This window comes from Echinicola rosea, assembly GCF_005281475.1.
Lineage (GTDB): Bacteria > Bacteroidota > Bacteroidia > Cytophagales > Cyclobacteriaceae > Echinicola > Echinicola rosea.
Map to the genome: position 1 here is coordinate 5,845,851 of NZ_CP040106.1, position 25,494 is coordinate 5,871,344.

Sequence of the window (25,494 nt, forward strand, 5' to 3'; positions counted from 1 at the left end):
AGACTTAAAGATTATGTCGATATTTCCTGCCTGTTTTCTTTATTGTCCCTCCAAAAACTAATAGCGGCCTACGAACAAAATACCCAGACATAGGTGGTGATTAGCTCAAAAAGCGCTAGTTTACTTTGAAGATATAGATTTCTCAGTTCCTCTTGAGTACATGCCAAAATTTAACCACAAGTGGTCAGAAATTAAAAGTCAGCTTGAAAAAGCAGTACGACAACCCAACCACACTATCTTAATAAATAAGAATTCCCCATCTAAAGGGCTTAAACTCAAATAATCAAGTAGATTTCTTTTCTTTTTTACCTTCGTATTCCTCTAATCATTAAACTCAAAACACTTCTTTTTTCAATCTTTCCAACCGGCAAAGTCACCAAAAATCTCTAACACCATCTCCAAATCCCCAACAAAACGGTTCGAAAAAAGCACCAAATAGTCAACAACTAGGCCCAAAGTTGATATTTTCGGGAGTGTATCAAGGTAGATAATGGGCCAGTGACCTTTATTTTAAACACTGCTCACGGCCCTTTGCTCGACTATGGGGTTGTGCCTTGTCAGCCAAGTGTTTCAAAACATTCCACAAAACCTTTTATTCCGACCAAAACAATGCCTTTTTTTTCCCAATCCATCTTTGAAAGGACCAATCTGTTGTTGAATCTAAAAAAGAACCGCTGCCCATAATGCTTTGGATCTGAGGTTTTGCAAATCATGGGAATAAATCTCTATACTGTTACTCTGCTCAGGCTCACCTTCGGCATATTGCAACATTGAATATTTCTGTTTTGTATTTTCTCAAAACGCGCTTCCGTCACCTTTTGGTCGGGATGTTTTTGTTTTGATTAAAATATTCCCAAACCACAAAATGGATTTTCATAATTTCCTCCAGTTCTTCGGGTGATGTGTCCAGTCGATGCCCCAACAAAACAGCCAGGAAAATGGTTATTGTATGAATATCTCTTCTGAAATTTCATTGACGTATCTCGCATCTATGTTGTCTATTTTGGTCAGGAACCCGATAATACTGTTGCTTCTTTAAAATCCTGTGGAGTGGTTTTCATTTTCAAATTGTCTTCGAATTATGGTCTGGAAGTATCCTTCACTTTATGCACATTCAGCTTTTCTATCCATACCCTTCAGCATATTGTCCAAATCTGGATATAGTTCCAATCAATCAAAAGAATGAATCCCTAAATCTAATTAATCCGCTAAAAACAAATTAAACTCCCCAATCAACCCCACCCCAAAAAGCAGCACAGTTACTAAGAATTTAGCCACAGGAAAAAATATCCACTACCAGGAGGTGGAGTACCCCGTCTGCAAGGCAGGAACTCCTGATTAATGAGATGACCCCTCCAAAACAGCCAAATAAAATTTAGACGTTCCCTATTCTACGCTGACAAAATATTCCTTGTCAATTATTTTATGGAGAGGCACCTTCAGGGCAGGAATTTATTGAATTAGAGGGGTATTGAAAGACTCCGGGAATATCCTCATCGACAGAGGGGAAATTCAACATGTAATGGGCACATATAGCCAATAGCAACCTAAAAAGCTATCAGAGGGTCTATCATATGGTCTCTGAAAGGAAGCATCAGAACTATCCGGACGAGTTCCACTATAAATTGAACAGAAGATACTTCGGCCAAAAATCATTTGACAGACTGGTCATTACGGCAATTTAACCTTACCGGCACAGTATCGTATAATTATATTGAAAAGACATGGTTCCAAGAGGTTTATTCAAATTTAATCCTTTATCTCCAATCTAAAAGAAGGGGCAGGCAAGCCTCCGGAACTGTACAATACGCCCTTGGTATAATTTTCAAAACCGTACTGAACAGACAGGGGATTATCCACCTCATCACAACCAAGGAAAACTTTATTTCCTTTTACCCTTGCATTTGCCCTATAAAAAACACTGTCTCTCGATGAAATATAAAAACTTGATTCATTTTCTACATTTTTCTTTATGATCAATCCATTTGGCGCATTTTCAAATTCAACTATTAGGTTATTCCCGGACTGGGACAATTTACTTGGTACAGGACTGGTATGTTCAAATCCCTGTAAATTATATGTCTTTGCCAATGCTTGATAGGCCAAACGTAAACCCACTTCCTTTTTCTTTTTAGGATGGATATTATTCTCTTCACCAACATCCAGTAACACAGCCATCCCTGAATCAGGAATCCTATAACTCGCCTTCAACTGGGCCTCACGAAGGAATGCTCCATTATGTTCTCCCACTAGCTCTCCATAGATATATCGTTTATAGCCATATGGAGCAATTTGGGTATAGTAAAAGTCCATTTTTTCTTGCCCCCACTCCTTTCTCCACGATTTGACCAACTGAACCATTAGGTCCTCATAATTAAAGGGGTTGACCACATTTGATTCACCTTGATACCACAAAACACCCTTTATTCCATAACCTATGATTGGTCGCAGCATGGCATTATAAAGCAATGTAGCTTCCCTGTTTGGAGTTTTTATGCCCGCTATACTTTCTGGAATTGAAATCTCATTAAAATCCGATAACATCTGCTTTGACATCCAAGATTGGATATTGGACCCTCCATAAGCAGAGACAATCACACCTACAGGAACATTTAATGATTTGTTTAAATAGTTGGCAAAATACCAAGCAACGGCGCTGAATTCGGCAACTGTTTTGGAGGTTGATTTTTCCCAGCTTCCCTCAAAATCCCCAAGCGGTTCCAAGCTGGCGTTCCTTGGGACTTTAATTAGCCTTATCAATGGATTATTTGACATTAACATTTCCTCATTGGCTCCTTCTACGGGTTGGGAAGTATATCCCTTCATGGGCATCTCCATATTGGATTGTCCGGAACAAAGCCAAACCTCACCAATGAGTACATCTTTAATTTCCAATTTATCACCATCATCAAAGCTCAGGGTAAATGGGCCACCGGATGCTGGGGTTTGGACGTCCACTCTCCATTTTCCATTGGAATCCGATTTTATTTTGATTTCCTCCTTTAACCATGGTACTGAGACACGAACTGTCCTATCAGGGTCTGCCCATCCCCAAATGGGAACTTCGGCATCTCGCTGTAAGACCATCTGATCTGAAAATATGGCCGGCAACACCACCTTGGCATTGGAGGGAATATAGACTACTAAAATCACGGCCAACGTGGCCATAATAATTTTGATTGATTTTTTCAGTTTCATTGTGTGGTTAAATTAAGGTTTTCAACTACCGCCCCCTCTTTCTCATACATTTTATACTTTTCAATATATACTTGCTGATTTTGAAGGTTAGGGGAATAAAAATTTTGAAATGAAGGCACCATTTTGGCAACCGCCTGATCCATTGATGAATACACATTACTCGCTACGGCCGCATAGATTGCTGAACCCAATGCTGGAGCTTCTTTGGATGCAGATATTTTTATGGGCTTTCCAATTATATCGGCCATAGTCTGCATCACCAATGGAGACTTATTGGCTACACCCCCAATTGCTATAATTTCTTCAACTGACAAGCCTTTTCCTTCAATATGGTCTATTATCTTTTTAGAGCCAAAGCAAAGAGCTTCAACCATTGCCCTGAACATATGGGATGTTTTTGTCCCAATATGGAGATTTAGAAAAGCGCCCTTTAGTGTTTCTTTTGCGAAAGGTGATCGTCTCCCATTTATCCAATCCAAAGCACTTGCATCATTTAAGATAGGTTCCAAATCCAAAGCTTCGCGGGATAATTCATCTAAAATGGAATCCTCAAGTTCTTCTATAAGTTTTTGTTTAATCATTGCATCTAACTGTGTACTGCGTTGGATAATTTGCTTTGATGGTTCTAATATGACTCCAGCAAACCATGCCAATACATCACCGAATCCTGCTTGCCCAGCTTCAAAGCCTATTGTCCCTGGTAAAACAGCATCCTCAACTTGTCCACAAATTCCTTCAATAGGATCAATTTCTGAATTAGTAGGAGACCCTACTAAAATATCACATGTTGATGTACCAATAACTTTAACCAACGTATTTGGGGAAATTCCTGCTCCCACAGCGCCAGCATGCGCATCCAGTGTACCCACCGCAACGGCAGTATCTACGGACAATCCAAGCTTATCAGCCCACTTTAAACATAATGTGCCTGCTTTTTCGGATGCATGATAAGTTTCTTCATATAATTTTTCTCTTAGGTCGCCCAATTCAGGTCTAATCCCGTACCAAAATGATGCTGGCGGAAGTCCGGACCATTTTTTGTTCCACATGGCCTTATGACCTGCGGCAGTCCTACTTCTCTTTAATTTCAAAGGGCTTTTTCCAGTTAACTGGCCAACGATAAAATCGCAATGTTCCATCCAAGTGTAGGTATGACGGGCAACGTCTATATCCTTTTTATAAACCGAGAGAACCTTGGCCCAAAACCATTCGCTAGAATAGCTTCCACCTGAAAAAGCAGTATAGTCAACCTCTTCATTTTTTGCTGCTTTGGTAATTTCTTCCGCTTCAGCAACAGCTGTATGGTCTTTCCAAAGAACCACCATAGCATTTGGGTTATTTGAAAACCTGGATGACATGGATAGTGCATCACCATTTTCATCAACTGGAATCGGAGACGATCCCGTGGTATCAACACCTATTCCTTTCACGCTGCCGGGATCGATTCCTGAATCCTGAATGATGGCAGAAACGGTATGCTCCAAGCCTTCTAAATGATCCAATGGATGCTGCCTAAACTGATGGGAACCGGCATCACAATATAATTTCCTTGACCATCTGGGATACCAATAAACGGCACTTTTCACTATTTTCCCATCCAATGTATCCACCAGAATACTCCGTACCGAGTCAGTACCGAAATCGGCACCTATCACAAAATTTTTTGACATTATTTTTCTTCGATTTTAAGTTTAAGGGAAACTAGATTTGAAGCCACGAATCCGACAACAAAAATTGTAACGGTACCCAACACAATCGTCAGGTTTGTATGCAATGTGTTTTGGTAATCCTCCATTCCAGTACCTGTTAATAACCATGGAGACAAGCTCATCCATGAAATTACCAAGACCCCGACAAGGACCCCTATTCCAGCCATTTTCCCTGACACATGTTTTGCTATAAGTCCCAATAGAAATAAGCCCAAAATCCCCCCGCTAAAAATGGATGAAAGGGCCCACCAAGCATCCAAGGCACTGGACACTCCATTAAATGCCAAACCAACAACAATGCTTGCGCCTCCCATCACAAACGAAGTCAGGAAAAGTACTCCCATGGCCTGTTTGTCACTTGCACTTTTATTGATGTATTTTTTGTAAAAATCAGATAAAAGTACTGTGGCGGAACTGTTGACACTTGTTGACACTGTGCTCATCCCAGCTGCAAAAATAGATGCAATCAATAAACCGGTAACCCCCTTAGGCAATCCCGTTACAATAAAATAAGGAAATACCTTATCTGCACTGGCACCAACCTTTAAATCCTCAGGAAGAAGCTCTGGATAGACTTGATAATACGAAAACAATGCAGTTCCTATAAAAAAGAAAAGTAAAGAAACTGGAACATACAACAAGCTTCCAAACCAAGTCGACCTGACGGCTTCTCTTTCATTTTTTGCGCTTAAATACCTTTGGACATAACTTTGGTCGATTCCGAAATTCTGTAAATTAATGAATAGGCCATAAACAAGGATCATCCAGAAAGTCGATGAGGTAAAATCAAAATTAAAACTTCCCAAACTAAACTTATTGGCCTCATTTGCTACTTTTATCACTTGCTGAGGACCTTCAGGCATGGAAAAAAGAACTACCGATACGCAAACCAATGCTCCGGTAATCAATACTATTCCCTGAATGGCATCTGTCCATACAACGGCTTCTATTCCACCCAACATCGCATAAATAATTACACTTACCCCTGTACAGATAATTATCGTGGATATGTCCCAACCAAAAAGTGCATTCATTGGTAGTGCCAGCAAATACAAAATTGCCCCCATTCTAGCAAGTTGTGTAAACAAATAACAAATAGAGGCATAGGTCCTGGCCCATGGGCCAAAACGAGTTTCCAAATAATAGTAAGCGGATTCGCTTTTGATTTTCCTGTAAAGGGGAACAAAGTATTTCACTGCAACCCATGCAGCTATGGGGATAGACAAACTGAATACAAAGCCATTCCAATTGGACAGATAGGCATTACCCGGTAGGGCCAAAAAACTTATGCTGCTCACAAAGGTAGCAAAAATGGACATACCGATTGCCCATGAAGGTAATCTTCCACCACCAGTTGTATAATCTTTAGGTGTCCTTTTCCTGAAGGAAAAGGACACTCCAAATGCAATAATAGCGGTCATGTAGACCACAAAGACCACAAGGTCCGTAATAGGTAAATCCATGTAAATTGATAAGGTTAATTTGGTTTTATAGTTCAGTCAAAGCTCATATATGGGAATATAGAATATGTCACTCAAGGATCATAGAGGCTATTTTACTGAACCTAACTTTAAGCTCTTCTTCTTCATTTGGATCATAAGGGAACAATGGTGGGGCAAATTGAGCTTGAATAATTCCTAAAAATGACAAGGCGGTCTTTAGCCCTTTTAGGTAACTGGATTTATAACCACCATGTTGATAAATTTTTTGGCTAATACTCATCACCAGCTTCTGAAGCCGAATAATTTCAACAATGTTATTATCGTTTGCTGCTTGATATAGTTTGACATAGAGCCTAGGAAACAAATTGGCACCTCCACAAACACCTCCATATCCACCCATTAACACCGTTTCAGCTAACATTTCCTCTGGCCCAACCATCAAAACAAAATCTGGTTGATCTCTAAAACAATACTGTAAGGACTGGAAATAACTTCCATTAGCTGAACTATCCTTAAGCCCAATTATATTTCTATGTTTGGACAGTGCAACTGCAGTTTGTACATCAATGGAAACTTTGGTATGTGATGGCATATTATACAGGAATAATGGCAATGGAATATTATCTGCCAATTGCCCATAAAAAAGACATAGCTCTTCTTGGTCAATTCCCATATAGTAAGGAGGTGCGGCCACCACTGCGTATGCTCCCGAACTTTCGGCAAATTTGGAAAGCGCAATACATCCCTTTAGACAAACATCGGTAACACCTACCAAAACAGGGATCCTACCATCCACAAATTTACAGGTTGCTGCTATAAGTTCCTTTTTCTGTGCGATATCTAAACTGGAAAACTCTCCTGTAGTTCCAAGGATAAATATCCCATGGACTCCTCCAGAAATCAAATGCTCAACAAGTTTTTCAACGCCCTGAATGTCCACCCTACCTTCAGTATCGAAAGGTGTCACCATTGGAGGGATTATTCCTTTTAATGGTGTATTTTGATCTAAAATTTGCATTGTTAATATTGTTTTTTTATAAGTTTTGAAAGGTCCAATAGAAAAATTTGGTAAAAGCGACCCGCTTCATTCAAAACCTTCCGATTGTAAACTATTTGATAACCATTGTTTGACCAATTAATATTGGATAATCCGATATTGGAGGAGTCTTCAGAATCAGACAATACCCTATGAGTTTTCCCATTTGATACATCCGTAATAAAAATCCCCTCCTCGTAGCCATAGGCAAGGTAATTGCCATCACTGCTCAATGAAAAAGAAGTATCCAAACTAAAAGAATTGTTGGTAACCTGACCAATTTCACCTGAATCAGGAGCTACTTTATAAATTTGAACCTCCCCTTGATTATCCTGCATACAGAAATAAACCGCCTTTCCATCTGGAGAACTGCGCAACCACTGCCGTGGTCCCTGCACACCTGGATATTTTCTGTTTTGGGTAAAAGTCAATCTTTTCTGGGTCACTCCTGCAGGTACGGACGGGAGTAAAAACTCGGTCCCTGCATCAGTGGAAGTGATCATTTGGTTGACCTGGGGAGGTAATTGACTGATAAATACTTCAGTAGATCTTTCCATTTTTTTATTGATAATATCCCCGAGATATGCCAAAGCATAAGGAATATTTGAATTTGGGCCCAAACTATCCCTACCCTGGGGAATCCAACATTCTTCGTAAGCCTTCATTATCTCACTAGAACCTGGTTGTGGGTCCTTGGTCACTCTTGCAAGAATAAATGCGACCCGCTCTCCTTTAAAGTTTTTTTCATTTTGTTTTCCCTTTATATCCACAGAATCACCAATCCATAATGCCCCAACAGTTCTGAGGTCTGCTATATCGTGATTTGTCTCTTCCTCACGTCTAAGGATATCATCATTATATGTAAAACTCACCCATTTGCCATCTGGACTATAGGAATAGGCATGGGAACCTCCTCGAAGTGCACCTTTCGTATAGGGGAACTTTACATCTCTTGATTCCATCGGCCTAAAAACATGATCTCCTGCTTTATTAATTTGAACTTTCATGGCAAACCTTCGCGTAAAATCATATGGATTCTCCCGGGAGGCATCTTTTAATCCATGGATAAACACCACCTCTTCCATTTTAGGGTGATAACTTACCGCTCCCATCCCCGGTCCATATTTGGACTGCTGATCATAGGAATAAATTGTTTCAATTTTTCCATTTTCGATATTGAGCCGTTGAATTGATCCGTTTTCACCAATTTTCCCATCATCATTTCTGTTATCAAAGACCACATGGACATCATCGGGAGAAAATACCTGCCTTTGATTGAGAAAATGTCCCTTGCGGTCGAAGGTTAATTGTTTTTCTTTCAATCCTATTTCAATTATTTCATCATTAGTTTTAACAGACCCAAATGACCCTGTTCGACAACTATGCACCATAAGCGAAGCCAATCCAATTAAAAGCAATTTATTTATATCGATTCCCTGCTTATGGTAAGCAGGAGTTCGGTTACCCATTTCCATTTTTCAGAAGATCACCTTTCCATATGGTAAAAATGACCATCCTCTGCACCAACCAACACATCCCAAACACCATTATTGTTCCAATCCACAAAAGTTGGGCTGGTGGTATGCCCTGCCAAAACCTTTTCTGAAATGGTTCCATGATGCTTTAAAACCACCTTTTCACTATCCTGGCGGATGTTTTCAAAAAGGGACACATTAGTGCTATTTACCAGTAAGTCCAAATCTCCGTCATTGTCCCAATCAAAAAAGGAGATTTTTCTCCTGCCACTTCCTCCTGCCTCAGCGTTATTCAATCTCAATGGCCCACCTTCCTGATTTATAGCCTTATCTTTGTTTGAATATACAGAGGCATCTTTTCCATAAAATAATCTACGCCCGGGTTTTACCCCTACTTCCCCCTTTATATTGCTCCCCTTATAAAATGAAAGAAAACCTTCATGATCTAACATCACCAAATCCATTGTTCCATCATTGTTCCAATCTATGGCAAATGGTGTAGTCCTCCATTGGGTGACCAATTCATTATTGGAGGGTTTCCACCAGTTCCAGTCAGGAGATGGAATTTCTTTATCACTATCCAACCGAATCGGACGGGGCTTTTCAAGTGACTTTCCGTTATTCCTTATCCACTGAATTTTACCCCAAATTGAATTGAATATGATGTCCTTGTTTCCATCTCCGTCCCAATCTGCTACCGAAAGCGTCGTATATCCCCATTTGGCTTCTGCAGGTCCTTGAATGGACCCTGCCCCACCTGCTTGTATCCTTAGCGTTTGGCCATCGACTTCCAAAAGTTTGGGTTCTGCCCATTTAGGTGATGCTTTACCATTTAAATTTTCTATAAAAGCAATATATCCAGCTGAATTACCAGCAATAATATCTTCATCTCCATCATTATCCCAATCAACCCCCACTGGGGTGGCCAAGGCTCCGAATTTTAAATTATCAGCTTTCTGTCTGAAATATTTTGGTGATTCAAACAGTGGTGCTCCATCTTGCGTTTTTCCTGTATGCCTGATCAGTGCGACCCTACCATCTTCATCTCCTACGACCAAATCCACATTTCCGTCTTTATCCCAATCTACTGCCACAGGAATAATCATTTCAAGGTCCATCTTGATGATCCCCCCAGGATTCTTCAAAAACTCCCCTTCTCTGTACTTGGGCTTAATACGGGTTCCTATATTTTCAAAATATGTTAATCGGTCCAAAAATTCTCCACAGATAAGATCCAGATCTCCATCACCATCGAAATCCGCAAAATTAGGAGTAGGGGCCCCGTAAACATCCAACGTTTTACCGCCAGCCATTAACTTTCCTCTGTTGATATAATCGCCCTCCTTGTTTTCCAAAAGAAAAACATATCCGTGTAAAGGCCCATTGGTCCATTCCCCTTTTTTATTGAAGGCATTATCCCACCCGTAATCCGCCCAATCATCGATACCAACCACAACATCCAAATCACCATCCCCATCATAATCAACCATTTTCCATTGATTAAAACGTACTTTTTCCAATCCCTTTTTTAAACTATCGGCATCATACAATCTTTTTTGAACTTCAGCCAACTTATTTCTGAAATCCGTAAGCTCGGCACCTGGCACATTTACCCTTACCCCTTTATCAGTGTGGGACACCTGAATGTTCCTTATGGCCTCACCCAACCTAACTGGGGGGGCAAAATCAGGAAATTCTTCACCTGAAGTATTCTCAAAATAATATATGCCATTAAAGGGTTTATCCGGGCAGGAAACCAACATATCCATATCACCATCCCCATCATAATCCATAGGAAGTGGCCAAGCCCATAAACCTACCCCTAAAAATGGAGTAGCTTTAGGGTTGTTATATTTGACGATCTTAAATTCGGACTGTGCTACAGGGGAACTGTTATCAATTGAGTCCTTGGCTTCTGAGCAGGAGAACAACATCAGTGCACTGGCCGCTAATCCTGTATAGAAAAGATTCTTTATCATAGCTTGTTTATCATTTGGTTATTGAGTCCAACAGGGGATCGTTGATCTCTTCCATTTTACTTAATATTTTATATGTAAGGTGCTTAATTACATCCCTGATTTCACCCCGCTTCTCTTTTACCAGATTATTTTTCTCATCAGGATCCGTTTCAAGATGATATAGTTCATCCCTTCTCGGATCCTGAAAATCCTTGACCAGTTTCCATTTTTTGGTTCTATACGAGCGCATATGGGCAGTGCTATAGTTGACCATGCTATATTCTGTATAAAGGTCATTATCCCAGTCATCCACCAATTCCCCTTTAAGGACAGGCACAATGCTTCTTCCCCGTAAAATCTTATCCTCAGGGACAGGTATATTCGCCATTTCGAGTAAGGTTGGGAACCAATCCAAATTAGAGAATGTCTTTTTTATTTTTAGTTCAGGCTGTATGACCCTTGGCCATCTGATCAGCACAGGAACATGGAGTGATTGGTCATATAAGTTGGGCCTGGAATTTTTCGTCAGATTCTCTGTGGCCGGATGGTCACCCTCTGTAATCCAATATCCGTTACCTTTATGTTCTATCCCGTTATGTCCCATATTATATCCATGATCCGAAGTAAAGATCACGATCGTATTTTCATACAATCCTAATTCATTCAATTTCTTCATTAGCCTTCCTACATTTCTATCTATCCCGGAAGCACTGGCCAAATATTCCTTCATTCTGGATTTAACCCTATCTGTGTCCAGATCAGGATAGTCTGGATGAGGCACCCTCATTTCCATGTTTTCATATGGGGCCCAGTCCTCATCGGCTACAGGCAACCATTTGCTGTGAGGAGACCTATAGTGAACACTAAGCAAAAAAGGGGTGTTTTGATGATCATCGATAAATTTCAAAGCGCTGTTGGTCAGGATATCAACAGTCAATCCTTTCATTTGGTGGATTTCACCGTTTTTTTCCAGATTAGGATCCACTGGTGACTCCCCTCCTCCTGTAAGTCCCATAAAGTACCCATAACCGTGATTGGTTGGATGAAACTTCCTATCCATCCCGGATTCTGTCCAGTCTCCCAAATGCCATTTTCCAATCAAACCGGTTCGATAACCATTGTCCCGTAATACCTCTGCAAAAGTGATATTTGCAGGATCTAGCCCAGTTGCTTTTCCAGGGTGATAGAGCTTATGCCCTGGCTGGGGGATAAAATCCAAAATACCCAATTCCGAAGCATATTGACCGGTCATCAATGTCGCTCTCGAAGGACTGCATACGGGGGTGGTTACGAATGCATTTTCAAAGAAGGCCCCTTCTGAAGCCAACTTGTCCAAATTTGGACTATAAGCCTGGTCATTGCCCGATGTCCTCAAAGTCCAGTGAGCTTGATCATCGGTAAGGACAAACAGGATATTGGGCTTTATTATTTCACCGTTGGGCTCATTTGAATAAGAACTTACACAAATGGACCAAAGCGAAATTGTCAAGGAAACAACCAGGCGGTTCTTGAATACTTTCATAGAATTGATTAAAGTGTTTTCCTGAAATTCCTTATACGGTGGAAGGTAAGGTAGTTGGCATCATGGTTGTTTCTAGCTCCCACTCCTCCATCATCATATGCCGTCCGTGAAACGAAAATGATATCCTTTCCCTCAAAAAGAAAATCAACATATTGAAACCCATGTTTAGCAACATCCTCATGCTCCAATAAGACTTTTTCCATTGTCCAATTTTTAAGGTCCCTAGAAGAAAAAAGTGCCTGTGTATTTCTAATACCTGCTGGATTCTTTCCCAAATTCTCTTCTTTGACCTTTTCTGGAATATGATTGGCTATGGTCCAATAATGCTGGCTTATGGAATCATACAAGATGGTGAACTTCTTACTACCACCATCAAATGGAACAAACCCCTGGTCATCATTGAAGCTTGCTTCCCTTCCATTGGAGGTGATTTTAACCATGGCAGCCTTTTCAGCGGTAGTCGACCGATCATCCACTCTTAATATATCCCAAAGCTGACCACTTTGATCTACAACTGCATTTCCTTCCAACCAGCCTCCGAAATTTCCATCCAAATAAGTAGAATCATAATAAAGGACATTACTTGCGGTCCAGGAGTCAGCCTTTAATAGATCTGCGTCAACGGGAACTGACAGCATCATGGCCCCATATCTTTTGCCCCATTTTTTCACAGGTCCCATGGCGCTCTCCATTGCCCTCCACAATTTACCGTTGAACTCTATTACTGGCATCGGTGCACAATGGTATTCCCCTTCTAAAAGCAATCCATTGCTGCTATCAGTTGGCGTGGTCCACGTACTGCCCATATTCGTTGACTTCCGAATAATCGTGTTGCCGTGATGTCTATCGGTCCCCATGAAATATACATGGCCTTTATGTGTAAAAAGTTTGGACCAAAAAGCTCCCTTTATGGAAGCCACTTGCTTCCACCTCTTCCCCTTATTAGTGGACCTATAGATATGGGAAGTAGCCTTGACATGTTCATTGGATTCCGGCCCAAAAAAATCATGGGACGCCAAATAGCTTCCGTCCGGAAGCACTGTTATACTAGGCGACCCTATATACTTTCCACTGGATTGCGGGCTATAGGCTATAATTCTGCCCGGCACCTTCGAATGATTTCCTTTTTGCGATAACACTTCGGTTACGGAAAATAGGGCCAGCGCGACAGTTAAGAACAAATATTTCATGGTTGTCAGTGTTTTAAATAATCATTATAGGAGTAGTGGGAAGGATATCTTGAAATCACCTCTCTTTCCTCTTGGGAATCCTTGCATGGACCTGACTCAAATGCCTCTGCAAGTTTTTGAGAAGTCCGTTTTTTATTTGGGGCCTTTCACTGCCGATTTCATTTGATTCTGATGGATCGTCTCTCAGATTATAAAGTTCTGCCCTGTCATCCTCATAGAAATATATTAGTTTAAAATCACCTTCCCTCCATGCTGAATGGGGTCTGGTCTGACTTATGAAACCATCTCCTGTACCAATACCTGAAGGCGATTTAAAGAAGTTTTCCCCTTCGGGATGATAATATGGAAAATGCCAAGACAAGGGCCTGGATGTTTTATACGATCCCTTCCCTGTCAAAAGGGGCATTAAGGACACTCCGTCCCAATCTTTTGATTTATTTCCGGAAGCTGTCAAATCCATAAATGTTGGCATAAAGTCAAGTTGCGAAACGATTTGATCACATACTGAACCTTCTTGGATATGAGCTGGCCAGGACATGATCATCGGCACCCTTATTCCTCCTTCATAAAGGTTCCATTTGCTACCTCTGAAGGGGCCATTATCGGCAATTTCCGGATGTCCCCCATTATCAGAAGTAAAGATGACGATGGTGTTTTTACTTTTGCCTGTACGTTCCAGAGCCTTTATGATCCTACCTACATAATGATCCATTATATTGATATTAACAGCATAATGAATCACCTCTTCACGAGTTCCTGAGGGATATTTCCCTTTATATTTTTTGTAGAGCCATGGAATGTTTTTTTTCAATGGTGTATGGACAAAGTAGAAACTCGACATTAGAAAAAAAGGTGAGTCATGCTCTTCGTTGATAAACTCAATGGATTTTTCGGTCAGTTCATCTACTGGATATCCACCATCCGGCACCCTCTCCCCACCAACCTTGGCGTATGGATGCGCTCCAAAGGTTTCAGCTGTAAAGTCAAATCCCTGTTGTTTGGGACCATGTGTCAAGCTCCATCCTTTATAAACTTCATTATGGGCTGCCACATGCCATTTCCCTACTAAGCCCGTCCTGTACCCCTGGCTTTTAAGTGCTTCTGCCAGCGTAATTTCCTTCAATGGAAGGTTAAGCGTGTAGGGAGGAGGAACCAAGGGTAATCCCTTGAATTTATCCAACCACTTGGGATCATCCCATGTAAATTCGTCTTCCGGGTATTTCGTTACAAACTCGAATCTGACCCTGGCAACATCTTTTCCGGTCAACAAAGCCGCCCGGGACGGCGAACAAAGTGGCGCAGGTGCATAGGCCTGGGTAAAGGTCATCCCATGTTTTGACAAAATGTCCAAGTTAGGGGTTTCGACCATTGTATTTCCATAAGGCCCTGTGTCTCCATAACCCAGATCATCTACATAAATAAGCAAAATATTAGGGGGGCTTGGATCAGGTTTTCCCTGATCATAGGCCCAAACGTTTATTTGCAACAAACCTATGCAAAAGTACGCCGACAAAGTCCCCAAAATCATTTTATCATTCGGTATCCTCATTATCAATAGCCATCATTTTGTTCAAGAAGAGGATTGGCATCCATAGTAGCGAATGGAATGGGATACCTCACATGGTGCGGCTGGGCATTGGTAATCCCTCTTTCTTGGGCATTGGAGATCAATTTCCCCATACGGATCAGGTCCAACCTTCTTTTACCTTCAGAATAAAACTCCCACCCCCTTTCTTTCAAAATATGGTCCCGAAGTGCATCTTTAGAAGTAAACTGACTTAAGGACAACCCCTCCAGACCGGCCCTTTCCCGTACTTGGTCAATCAGGTCAAGGGCTTGCTGGGAAGGTCCATTCAGTTCATTCAAAGCTTCTGCCCTACTTAATAAAATATCAGCGTACCTGATTTCAGGTATATCATTACCAAAGGACGCATTGATACCCTCCGGATCAGGCCAGTATTTAAAGGACCTGGTATTGTCGTTATCATCCAATAAGTTGACCAATTCCCCATCGTTATTGATGTATTCTGTCAAAATCAGGTCTTTCCTTTTATCATCACTTTCAAATGAATAATAGAATTGATCCCGGATCCTGGACTCATTGGGCCAATTTCTCCATGCATTCGAAAATTCCAATCCAGTACGCGGATCCTTGGCAAATCCCTCGGGAAAAGCCGTATTCATCCAGGAGTTGGAAGCTCTTCTATCCGCACTTGTCTTGGCAGGCCTTACCCAAATCAATTCTTCATTTTGCTCATTTTCTACTTTGAACAAATCTTCATATTCAGGAAACAGGCTGTAATTCCACTGGTCTATAACCATTCCGGCCATATCAGCAGCCTGTTGCCATTTTTTTGTATTTAGATAGTAAATCACCAACCAGCCTTGGGCCGCTGCTTTATGGGCCCTTCCGTATGTGGCTTCATCCCCTGGTTCTGGCAAATTGGGTATGGTGGCCAACAGCTCGGATTCCATAAAAGAAGTTATCTCTTCCTCGGTTGCCCTTGGCAATTGGAGATCTTGGGCGGTAGATGTTCGCAATGGAACGGGACCAAACTTAAAATAAAGTTTAAGGTAACATGTTGCCCTCAAAAACCTTGCTTCAGCTTCATATAAGGACTTATCAGCATCACTGGCCTCCAAATTCTCCAGGGATTCCAATACCTGATTGGCATTCCTGATAGCCCTGTAAGGGTAATCCCAATTTTGTCCCTGCAGCAGACCAACGGTAGGATCCCAGGTGTAGTTCATATATTGCAGTGCCGTGGCGTGTACCCCATCTCCGGATTGACAGGCAATATCGGTAATCCATTCATCTTGGGCGAAGGTATAAATGGAATTATTTGAAATCATATTGGAGGCAGAAGCATAGGTTGCCCCCAACAAAGATTCTATCCCTTCCCTGGTCTTGAGAAAATTTTCTGGGGCCAATTGGGAATAGGGTTCTTCCATCAAATAGTCTTCGCAACTGGCGAAGATAAATGTGAACAATGCTATCGCTATATTATTGATTTTATATTTCATGATATTATTTGGCTTAAAAGGTTAGACTAATTCCCCCTGTAAAGGTCCTTGCCACAGGATAGGCATTCCAATCGATTCTAAAGTTCGCTGAGCCATTGGGGTTAATGGCAGGATCCATACCTGAATAGTCGGTAATGGTGAAAAGGTTCTGGCCTGTAATATAAAATTGCATGGACCTAAAAGTCTTACCGTTGAATGGCAGGCTGTAACTTAACCTAACGGTACTTAACCTCAAATATGATGCATCTTCCACGGTCTTGGAATTCACCCGTTTCTCCCCTTGGGCACTGGTCCTTACAAAAGACGGGAACTCATTGGTCGGATTTTCAGGGGTCCACCTGTTCAAAAGTGGTTCTGCATACCGGTTTCTGCGGACACCAGCGGGGAAATAAGTATCTATAAGCCCATTATTGAGCATTTTTGCCCCCTGGACCCCTTCTAAAAACACATATAGTTCTAAGCTTTTGTGCTTAAACGTATTGCCTATGGACCAGATTAAATCGGGAAATGAATTTCCAAGAACGACCCTGTCGTCGGCATTGACCACACCATCGCCATTTACATCTTTATATTTGATATCTCCGGGCTGAACCGGATCCTCAGTGGCACCGTAATCATCCCCCTCCTGCCATATACCAAGAACTTCATATCCATAAAATGATTCCAAAGGAAGTCCTTCTTCAATGATGGCTATTTGACTGGTTGCTCCTGCACTTCCGGTAATGATCCTGTTTATTCCACCCAAATCCGTCACCTTGTTTTTTACGGTGGTCAAAGCAATATTGGTCACCCAGGAAAACCTTTGCTTTGTTATGTTCCTTGAGGTGAGGCCGAACTCCCATCCTGAATTCTGGATCCCTCCTATATTGGTCAGCTGGGAAGTGAATCCACTTGACCTGGGTATTGGAAGGGAAAGCAACATATCAGATGTGTTTTTCACATACCAATCCACACTTCCATACAGCCGATCATCCCATAGACCATAGTCCAAGCCAAAATTAATTTGCTCTGTAGTCTCCCATTTTAAATCTGGATTTGCAATTCTTGCCGGCTGGGTCGTGGTATATTGTTGATCGTCATATACCACCACCGGACCATTGCCAAATGTCGATATGGACCTATAATTTCCAATTTCCTGGTTACCTGTCCTACCCCAACTGGCCCTGAACTTCAATGTACTGAACAACGGTTCAAGCGGTTTGAAAAACTCCTCTTGGTTAACTTTCCAGCCAAATGCAAAACTTGGAAAATAACCGAATTTGTTGTTTTGGCCAAAACGGGAAGAACCATCTGCTCTTATCGATGCAGTCAACAGGTATCTATTCCTCAGGGAATAATTTGCCCTTGCCAAATAGGACAATAAGGTATTGTCCACCTTGGAGCTAGAAACCACGTTCAGTGACGGATTACCCAACCCCAGGTTGTAGGTTTCTGTTGCATCCGAAGGAAAGCCCCTTCCTTCTGCAGAAAAACGTGAAATGATAAACTTCTGCGTCGTTACCCCAACCACGGCGCTAAAAGAATCCTGGCCGATATCCTTTGTATAGTTAAGCAGGCCTTCGACCAAATAATTGGAGGAGGTGCCTTGAAGTTGGGAAGCTATTCCTCCCGCAGCATTACCGTCCAACGTGGACCGGTCGATATAAAACTCCCTTACCTGGTTGGATACATCTCCGCCAATATTCAATTTGGCACTTAGCCCGGGCAAAATTTTATACTCACCATAAATGGTCCCAAATGTCCTGTAGGTATTTCCTATTCCCCGTTTACCGTTTGCCAATGCCACAGGATTATCGATATTGATATGGGAGGAGATAACATAATCCCCGTTATCGTTCTTTATGGGCAGGGTAGGATCCATGTGCATCGCTGCAAATACGACCCCGGCATGCTCATTGAGCTGAAAACCTCCGGGAGTAAATTCATCCCTGGAATAATTGGAACTCATGTTAAGTCCCATCTTAAACCTTTCCGAGGCCTTGTGGTCCAAGTTAAGCCTTATGCCATATCGTTTAAAGCCCGAATTGATAATTAATCCTTTTTGGTCAAAATAATTGAGGGAAACCATATAGTTGGTTGATTCATTGCCTCCGGACATTGATAGGTTATGGCTCTGGATTCCCGCATTGGGTTGGTAAACTTCCCCTAACCAATCTGTACCTGTACCATTAAAATCTTCCACGCGGTCCTGTTCACTTCCCCCTCCTTCATCAATAATGGCATTTATCACCTCGTAATACTCACGTCCAGAGAGCAATTCGATCTTATTGGCCACGTTTTGCACTCCGGCATATCCATCATAATTTATGGACATCTTACCTTTTTTTCCATTTTTGGTGGTTACAAGGATAACGCCATTGGCTCCTCTCGCTCCATATATGGCTGTTGCACTTGCATCTTTAAGCACTTCAATGGATTCAATATCTGCCGGATTAATGGAAGATAATGGAGATCGTTGGGTCCTTGGAGCTCCGAATCTATCCCCTACACCGGTTACAGCAGAGGAATTGCTGAACGGCAATCCATCAATGACATATAAGGGACTGTTTCCTGAATTGACCGATCCGACCCCCCTGATATTTACCGAAATACCACCACCTGGTTCTGCGCTGTTTTGCACAACTTGTACACCGGGCATTTTACCAGCAATTAACTGTTCTGCAGAAGTAATGACACCTGGATTGAAATCTTCTTTTTTCAATGCAGCTACAGATCCAGTAAGATCACTTTTCTTAACTGTCCCATAGCCCACTACTACAACTTCGTCCAAAGCGGAAATATCCTCTGATAAGGTAATATTTAATTGATTGCTATTACCCACAGTGGCTTCCTGCTTTTCGAACCCTATCATTGAAAAAACCAGAACTATATTATCCCCCCCTGGAACACTGATAGAATAATTCCCATTAATGTCTGTAATTGTTCCTGTCTGGCTTCCTTTCAGTAGGACATTGACCCCGGGCAGACCGAGCTCATCGGTACCTGATACAACCGTTCCTGAAACCGTACGATCTTGAAATCCATATGCACGCTGATCCAACAGTATCCAAAAGGTGCATAGCATGCTCATAAAGCCAAGGAGATATTTTCTTGGCATCAAGTAAATTTTGTTTTTCATAGTTATTAATGGGTTAGTTAATTATTTTTATATTTCTCCGCAAAAGCGGACCTTAATACCAAGAGCATCCAGCGCTGATGCCTTAAGGTAAGCAGCTTCAACAGTCGATTCATAAGATTCACCATAAGCGACTTGAATATGATTGGCCTGGTGCTTTGCCATCATTTGATCTCTGGAAACCCCAGGTAATACTACATTCATTATGGGCCACTGGGGAGTGGTGTTATCCCATCTTCGTTGGGTTTCGCCCAGTGGTAATTCCACTACTTCCCCTATTCCAATATCACAAAAAAGCGACTCATCTTCCATGTATATCCGGCTCCAAACTATATATCCGGGTTTACTGATGCCTTTTAGACTTCCCCCCCCATTCTGAAAGTACATTGGAGGCTGCCTTTCGCTTGAAGCTCCCTTGAATCCATCGATGAAATGGGCAGGGGGTGCTGCACCTGAAATTAGAAAGACCCATACAAATTCCCTTCTCCCTCCAAATTCAACTTCTTCTCCCCATCTTATATCATGTAAGGTATTCTCAGGTGGTAAGCCCAATATTTCCCAAAGTCTCGTAGTGATCAACCCATCTAGTCCGGCGCATTCATCCACTTCATTAAAATGAGGGATGGATTTGCCTTTATAAAGTTCCTCTCCATTTTTACCATAAACCGGAGGTCTTACCACGTTATTGAGCAATCCTTCAGCCAAGTCACTTGCAGCAACCAAATCCTTTAAACCTTGCTGATATTGTATACCTATTGTATCACAACCAAATTCATCCGCTATTCTAACTGCAGCAATATACATCTTACATTGCTCCAGGGTCTGTTCCTTGGTCAGTTCCGTTAGTGGGTTTTCACCCCATTCAAAATGCATTCCTTCATCTTCAAGCCATGTCAATATCCTATAAGCGTCATCATCAACTACCCTCCTCATCTCTGCATATAATGCCGATTGACTTAATCTTTCCTTAAAAACACCTAGTTCATGTAAATAGATATCCGGTATAATTGCATTGAACATTCCCATACATCCCTCATCAAAGACCCCCATGATAGCCATCTCTTGTTTGAATTTTTGGGCAAAGGATCTTCCTTTATAAGCTAGTTCAGCGGAAATTTGGATTTCACCGAAACTTTTAACGTGACTATTATCATGGACAATATTTCCAGTTTCGAGCCACTGTTTCAATTTTTCAATAAAAAATGAATCCGTAAAATCCTTGCTCCATAGGCAACTATGTGCAATCCCGGCCTTTGTTAAAGATCCTTTTAAATTAAGGGCTCCAACCAGTCCACTAGACTTCCCATCCCAGTTCGCCAACACTAAAATCGGTGCATTATGACTATATAGACCTGGTAGGACATGATGAGTATACTGCCAAACACTTTCTGCGACGATGATGGGAGTAGTTGGATCCAGGGTCTTAAAAACCTCTATCCCCATCCTCTGAGAATCAATAAACCCATGCTGCTTTTCTTGATTATATGCGTGCCCCCTTTCGACTTCCCACCCCAGATCTTTCAGTACACCTGAAAGAAGTTCTTCCATCTTACCCTGGAACGCCCAACCTTCTTGGTTAGCAGATAATCTTAGATCACCACTAGCCACCACATATACTCTTTTTGCTGACTTCATGTATGTTATTTTGAGTTCGATAAATATTCTATACAAAGGTCAATAAATGGAAGGGACAGATTTTGGTTATTCTTATCTAAAAATTATACTATATTAGCATAAATTAAAATTCCGACTTTTGATAAATCAACAACACCATATCCAACTTTTTTATCAATAAAACAATAATAACTAACATAAATTAACACTAATTCAAAACAAACCGCCAAACTCATAAAAATTAAAAATGAAGCCTTACTTTCACAAAGTCCCTATAACCAATTCTGATTCTTTTAGTATTCGACATGATATTAAAGCCAATTTTGGGACACTTTGGCATTATCATCCAGAATTAGAGCTACACTATATTGTTAAAGGCGAAGGCATTCAGTATATAGGTGATAACATTAGTTCATTTTCCAGTGGCGATATGATATTTCTTGGCCAAAACCTCCCACACACTTGGAGATGTCATGAAGACTACTTTGTTTCAGGCTCCGGAAAAAATATTGAAGCCTATATTCTTCAATTTCATCCGAATTGTTTTGGAAAGGATTTTTTTCAACTGCCAGAAACTTATGCAATTCCTAAATTATATGAAAAAGCTAAACATGGATTAAATATAACCGGTAAAACTAAAAGAAAATTGGAAAGGTATATGAAACTTGCTGTTAGAGCAGATAATATAGATAGGTTAATACACCTATTGCAAATTATAAAAACCTTATGTGAGACAAATGAGTATGAAACCATTGCTCCAGGATATGCTTTTAGCCACCTATCAAACCTTTCTGAAATGGCCCGGTTGGAAAAGATATATACTTATGTAATGGCACATTATAAAGAAGAAATCCCCCTAGATCAAATAGCCTCCATTGCTCATTTAAGCAAGACTTCCTTTTGTAGATACTTTAAAACCATGACCAACAAAACATTCTATGATTTCCTCATAGAAATAAGAATTTCCAACTCTTGTAAATTACTTATTGATGATAGGTTTCCGATAGAGATAATCTGTTATGAATGTGGATTCAATAATGTTTCTAATTTCTACAGGCATTTTAAAAAAGTCACAAAACTTACTCCAAATCAGTATCGTAATAAGTATTTACCCTCCAAACAAAGTACTGGTAGCTAAAAACATTCCCTCTTATCCCCGTAAAGTAATCACAGATTTGCAATATCTCTTCCAAATCCTCCACAAACCTGTTCGAAATAAGAACCGAGTGGTCAACACAAACAAAAACCGCATTATAAAATGCGGTTTTTTATTTTAAGCCAACCAGTTTTTCAGTTTGCTTTAAATACCGGATCAAGTAATATTTCTGGGAATTGAAATTCACCTTCAAAAGGCAGTACAAATCCCCGTAAATAAGCTATAACAAAAGTATCATTTTGGACTTATTGGTATATACCTAGAAAATAATTTGAAATTGTGCTACAGCCTCCCATTTTCCAATTAAAGTGGGACGGACGGTATTGTAAAACATTTGTATTGTCGCACAATAGAATAAATTGGATTTACCGATTTGAAAGGTCTTGCCGGCTCCACCTCCCAGCGGAAGTAGTAACCGCTCCCTTTCCTCAGCCAGCCAATTACTGATTATCGTAGTATTGCTTTCGAGGAACCAACCTTTTCGCAAGTTGTAATAGGTATAATATTGCAGGTTAAAGGTGTTTACTTTATTGGCTCCTTCACCTCCGAATGACCAGTAGTTTTGCACTACGAATCCACCGGAAAACTTGTCGCCGGAATGGTTGAACATGAAAGAGGGGCCCATGCTCACCCTGTCGCTTCCCAATGTCGCATCGATCCGGGTAGGCAACTGTACAGCTGGGCCTATTCCCCAACTGACCTTGCCTTTTTTCTTTATGGAAGAAAAATAGCCATTGAACAGCACATTGCCTAAACCGGACGCCTTTTGTACCTGGTCTCCTTGTGGAGGTACAGGGTGGATGGGCACATGAGAAACACCATCTGCACCCGGTATGGTTTGGAAAGGAATGATCGTGTAGGTAATCAATTTTAAGTTTTTCCCTAAACGAAGAGGCCAGACTGGCTGTACGGAAAATGATTGTCCCACGCCATCACCTACTGGTAAAAGCACTTCCTGCAGATAGATACTGCGAAGGCCTGCTACCGGATCTTGTCGCCTCCTGTTCATTTCTTCTACCGAAAGGGTCTGGACACTATCCTCTTGTGCCAATACGGATACGGATAATAAAGAGAAGAATAAAACGAAAAAATAGCGTGATAGAATTTTCATAAGATAAGAAGAAAACATTCCTCCAGGAATATAGTCCCTGGAGGAATTATCAATATGAATTTAATTCACTTTCTCAAAATCGCCCAATTTGTAAGAGCGGTCAAAGAAAGCTTGCTCCGGCCCGTAATAACGGAACAAACTAAACCATCCCCTTCCGGGAACAGTCTTAATCCAGTTGACATCGCCTTCAGGTTTTTCGGGTGCCATGTAAATGGTAATTGAACCATCTTCATTTTTCACCACATCATTCATCCCATTTAAAGATGGGTACACCTGCCCTTCGGCATCTACCCCAGCGGCTGTTTCCGCATCATAGGCTGTTAGTGACCAGAATAATTTTGCTGGTGGATTTGGAGGGAAGGTTATCTTATAGGTATTTTCACCCATCAGGTAATTCCCCTCACTATCTTTGTAAGCACCTCCATATTTGGCACCCAGACCTACGATAGATGACATCATCCCCGTACTGATCGAATAATGATTTATGTACATATGCGCCTTGGCGTTTACATCAGTATGGCCTGTTTCTCGGTCTCTGAATTCTTCGTCCAATAAGGTGTGCATAAAGTCGTCCAGATCAGTATGCGCATGGGCTACCCACTTACGGTCCGAATACCACAGACCATCCTTTTCCTCATCAAAATTAGCAGCTATGTTTTTCGCCATTCTCCAAGCTGTTTGAGCTGCTTGATCGAGCAATTCCTTCTCTCGTGCTGATGGATTAAAGTCCTCTCCTTTCTTAATGCCAATAGCAGCCATCACCCCATGCATGTAGGGATCGATATCATCCACCTTATCACTCTGGATGAAGCGGTTGAGCATCTCAAAATAGCTGAAGTCATGGGCAAAAAGTGCATAAGAATCCACATCTGAGGCATGCTGGAAATCCATCGGTTTGGCCTCTCCCTCCAGCGGATATATTTTTATACCTTCGACTGCATCTACTCCTGGCTGAAGGTTATCTACGGACTGAAAAAAGCCTCTTTGGAAAATAAATACTCCATTGGTCTTGCTGGTGTAGCGGTAGTAACCGTCAGGCACATCGCCTTCGTATCCTTCAGGTACGATAAGGTATTTACCACCTTTTCCGTGATCAGGACCAGGAAAGCCAATATCTCCCAAAAAGTGCGTTCCGTCCGGCTTTTCTGGTCCTACCAAAGGCCTGTGCCAAAAATCGTCCAATAGGCCTTGCAGCATCGGCGGCACATCCAGTACGAGTGGCCCGGTCTTGCTAAGGTCAGCAAAGCCCAGCGCGTAAATCACATCAGAATTAGGTGTGGTAATGATCGTCCTGGGCTTTAGCCTTTTTTCAAAAACCGACACTACATTGTAACCTTCACCAAATGTTTTACTTAGCCCTTCCTTCATCGCGAACATGTTCACCGCCGGGAGAGCCCATAGATAAGTCTGCGTCGCTCTTTGGAAGTACAGTTCTTCATCCAGCGTACGGCTGGCTTCCTCGCTTGGATACCCGCCATCTAGCGGCAGATTGGCCAAGGTTTCGTAGCGGCTTGTTTCGTTTGCGTCAGCTGACGGCTGTTTTTCTTGCGGCTGGCAAGCCGTGAACCATACTGCTGCCGCCAAGGATAAGTTCAAAATTCGCCTATTCATTTAAAACTATATTATTGTTACAAATCAAGGATACGGGATATTATTTGTCGTTATATAGGGTCTCAAAATAACATCCCAGCTTACACTAAACTTCCCTATATCCCCGATACCCATTTCTCATGCTTTTACTCGGAATTAATCCCGTTCAGCTGGCGTGTATCTGATAATATAGGACCTATATTTTTTCTTTAATGGGTTTATTTCTGGTTAGATGTAAAGAGCTAATTCTTTTACCTTTGTCACTTTTTTTCAGGTCACAAAAGTAACTTAAACTTGTCCATCCGTGGTGGAAATCCCACTCCCAAGCATCTATTGGCCAGAAATCAAAATCCT

At 41.4% G+C, this 25,494-nt stretch carries 15 protein-coding genes and 1 pseudogene; 2 read left to right on the forward strand and 14 right to left on the reverse strand.

From position 1 onward, the window contains the following. Positions 1–1,487 precede the first annotated feature (1,487 nt). A pseudogene (locus tag FDP09_RS24135) lies at positions 1,488–1,685 on the forward strand (IS1595 family transposase); the annotation flags it as partial. Positions 1,686–1,749: 64 nt separating this feature from the next. Here FDP09_RS24135 and FDP09_RS22835 read toward each other — a convergent pair. From FDP09_RS22835 to FDP09_RS22890, 12 genes are all read right to left on the reverse strand, one after another. Further along, complete coding sequence (locus FDP09_RS22835) at positions 1,750–3,198, reverse strand: sialate O-acetylesterase (RefSeq protein WP_137404747.1); 1,449 nt, start codon at positions 3,196–3,198, stop codon at positions 1,750–1,752. Then, complete coding sequence (locus FDP09_RS22840) at positions 3,195–4,868, reverse strand: ribulokinase (protein WP_137404748.1); 1,674 nt, start codon at positions 4,866–4,868, stop codon at positions 3,195–3,197. Before FDP09_RS22840 ends, FDP09_RS22835 begins: the two co-directional genes overlap by 4 nt. Beyond that, positions 4,868–6,370 carry a sodium:solute symporter gene (locus FDP09_RS22845; protein ID WP_137404749.1) on the reverse strand — a complete coding sequence of 501 codons (1,503 nt, stop codon included), beginning with the start codon at positions 6,368–6,370 and terminating at the stop codon, positions 4,868–4,870. Before FDP09_RS22845 ends, FDP09_RS22840 begins: the two co-directional genes overlap by 1 nt. A 67-nt stretch (positions 6,371–6,437) precedes the next feature. Then, positions 6,438–7,367, reverse strand: a complete 930-nt coding sequence (locus FDP09_RS22850) for a dihydrodipicolinate synthase family protein (protein ID WP_137404750.1) — start codon at positions 7,365–7,367, stop codon at positions 6,438–6,440. Positions 7,368–7,369: 2 nt separating this feature from the next. Next, positions 7,370–8,707, reverse strand: coding sequence for a DUF3748 domain-containing protein (locus FDP09_RS22855; RefSeq protein WP_187328760.1), 1,338 nt, complete (start codon positions 8,705–8,707; stop codon positions 7,370–7,372). Between the two features lie 164 nt (positions 8,708–8,871). Continuing rightward, positions 8,872–10,839, reverse strand: coding sequence for an FG-GAP repeat domain-containing protein (locus FDP09_RS22860; protein ID WP_137404752.1), 1,968 nt, complete (start codon positions 10,837–10,839; stop codon positions 8,872–8,874). 10 nt (positions 10,840–10,849) lie between these two features. Continuing rightward, positions 10,850–12,340, reverse strand: coding sequence for a sulfatase-like hydrolase/transferase (locus FDP09_RS22865; protein ID WP_137404753.1), 1,491 nt, complete (start codon positions 12,338–12,340; stop codon positions 10,850–10,852). A gap of 8 nt (positions 12,341–12,348) precedes the next feature. Beyond that, entirely contained in the window at positions 12,349–13,530 is a 1,182-nt protein-coding gene (locus FDP09_RS22870; RefSeq protein ID WP_137404754.1) for an exo-alpha-sialidase, read from the reverse strand. Between the two features lie 55 nt (positions 13,531–13,585). Beyond that, the gene (locus FDP09_RS22875) at positions 13,586–15,079 is read right to left on the reverse strand and encodes a sulfatase (RefSeq protein ID WP_137404755.1); all 1,494 of its coding nucleotides are present in this window, start codon (positions 15,077–15,079) and stop codon (positions 13,586–13,588) included. A 2-nt stretch (positions 15,080–15,081) separates the two neighbouring features. Beyond that, on the reverse strand, positions 15,082–16,554 hold the full coding sequence (locus FDP09_RS22880; protein WP_137404756.1) for a RagB/SusD family nutrient uptake outer membrane protein: 1,473 nt from the start codon (positions 16,552–16,554) through the stop codon (positions 15,082–15,084). Positions 16,555–16,567: 13 nt separating this feature from the next. After that, positions 16,568–19,672: a SusC/RagA family TonB-linked outer membrane protein gene (locus FDP09_RS22885; RefSeq protein ID WP_137404757.1), complete on the reverse strand. Its 3,105-nt coding sequence runs from the start codon at positions 19,670–19,672 to the stop codon at positions 16,568–16,570. Between the two features lie 27 nt (positions 19,673–19,699). Then, complete coding sequence (locus tag FDP09_RS22890; RefSeq protein WP_137404758.1) at positions 19,700–21,304, reverse strand: fucose isomerase; 1,605 nt, start codon at positions 21,302–21,304, stop codon at positions 19,700–19,702. Positions 21,305–21,530: 226 nt separating this feature from the next. Between FDP09_RS22890 and FDP09_RS22895 the strand changes: the two genes are divergently transcribed. Then, positions 21,531–22,421, forward strand: coding sequence for an AraC family transcriptional regulator (locus tag FDP09_RS22895; protein WP_137404759.1), 891 nt, complete (start codon positions 21,531–21,533; stop codon positions 22,419–22,421). 277 nt (positions 22,422–22,698) lie between these two features. Here FDP09_RS22895 and FDP09_RS22900 read toward each other — a convergent pair whose 3' ends face one another. Both FDP09_RS22900 and FDP09_RS22905 read right to left on the reverse strand, forming a co-directional pair. Next, complete coding sequence (locus FDP09_RS22900) at positions 22,699–23,550, reverse strand: hypothetical protein (protein ID WP_137404760.1); 852 nt, start codon at positions 23,548–23,550, stop codon at positions 22,699–22,701. Between the two features lie 60 nt (positions 23,551–23,610). Next, entirely contained in the window at positions 23,611–25,161 is a 1,551-nt protein-coding gene (locus FDP09_RS22905; protein ID WP_137404761.1) for a DUF1254 domain-containing protein, read from the reverse strand. Positions 25,162–25,494 lie beyond the last annotated feature (333 nt).

Coding starts and splice junctions, on each gene's coding strand:
- FDP09_RS22835 (WP_137404747.1), bottom strand. CDS start 3,198: ATGAAACTGAAAAAATCAATCAAAATTATTATGGCCACGTTGGCCGTG.
- FDP09_RS22840 (WP_137404748.1), bottom strand. CDS start 4,868: ATGTCAAAAAATTTTGTGATAGGTGCCGATTTCGGTACTGACTCGGTA.
- FDP09_RS22845 (WP_137404749.1), bottom strand. CDS start 6,370: ATGGATTTACCTATTACGGACCTTGTGGTCTTTGTGGTCTACATGACC.
- FDP09_RS22850 (WP_137404750.1), bottom strand. CDS start 7,367: ATGCAAATTTTAGATCAAAATACACCATTAAAAGGAATAATCCCTCCA.
- FDP09_RS22860 (WP_137404752.1), bottom strand. CDS start 10,839: ATGATAAAGAATCTTTTCTATACAGGATTAGCGGCCAGTGCACTGATG.
- FDP09_RS22865 (WP_137404753.1), bottom strand. CDS start 12,340: ATGAAAGTATTCAAGAACCGCCTGGTTGTTTCCTTGACAATTTCGCTT.
- FDP09_RS22870 (WP_137404754.1), bottom strand. CDS start 13,530: ATGAAATATTTGTTCTTAACTGTCGCGCTGGCCCTATTTTCCGTAACC.
- FDP09_RS22875 (WP_137404755.1), bottom strand. CDS start 15,079: ATGAGGATACCGAATGATAAAATGATTTTGGGGACTTTGTCGGCGTAC.
- FDP09_RS22880 (WP_137404756.1), bottom strand. CDS start 16,554: ATGAAATATAAAATCAATAATATAGCGATAGCATTGTTCACATTTATC.
- FDP09_RS22885 (WP_137404757.1), bottom strand. CDS start 19,672: ATGAAAAACAAAATTTACTTGATGCCAAGAAAATATCTCCTTGGCTTT.
- FDP09_RS22890 (WP_137404758.1), bottom strand. CDS start 21,304: ATGAAGTCAGCAAAAAGAGTATATGTGGTGGCTAGTGGTGATCTAAGA.
- FDP09_RS22895 (WP_137404759.1), top strand. CDS start 21,531: ATGAAGCCTTACTTTCACAAAGTCCCTATAACCAATTCTGATTCTTTT.
- FDP09_RS22900 (WP_137404760.1), bottom strand. CDS start 23,550: ATGAAAATTCTATCACGCTATTTTTTCGTTTTATTCTTCTCTTTATTA.
- FDP09_RS22905 (WP_137404761.1), bottom strand. CDS start 25,161: ATGAATAGGCGAATTTTGAACTTATCCTTGGCGGCAGCAGTATGGTTC.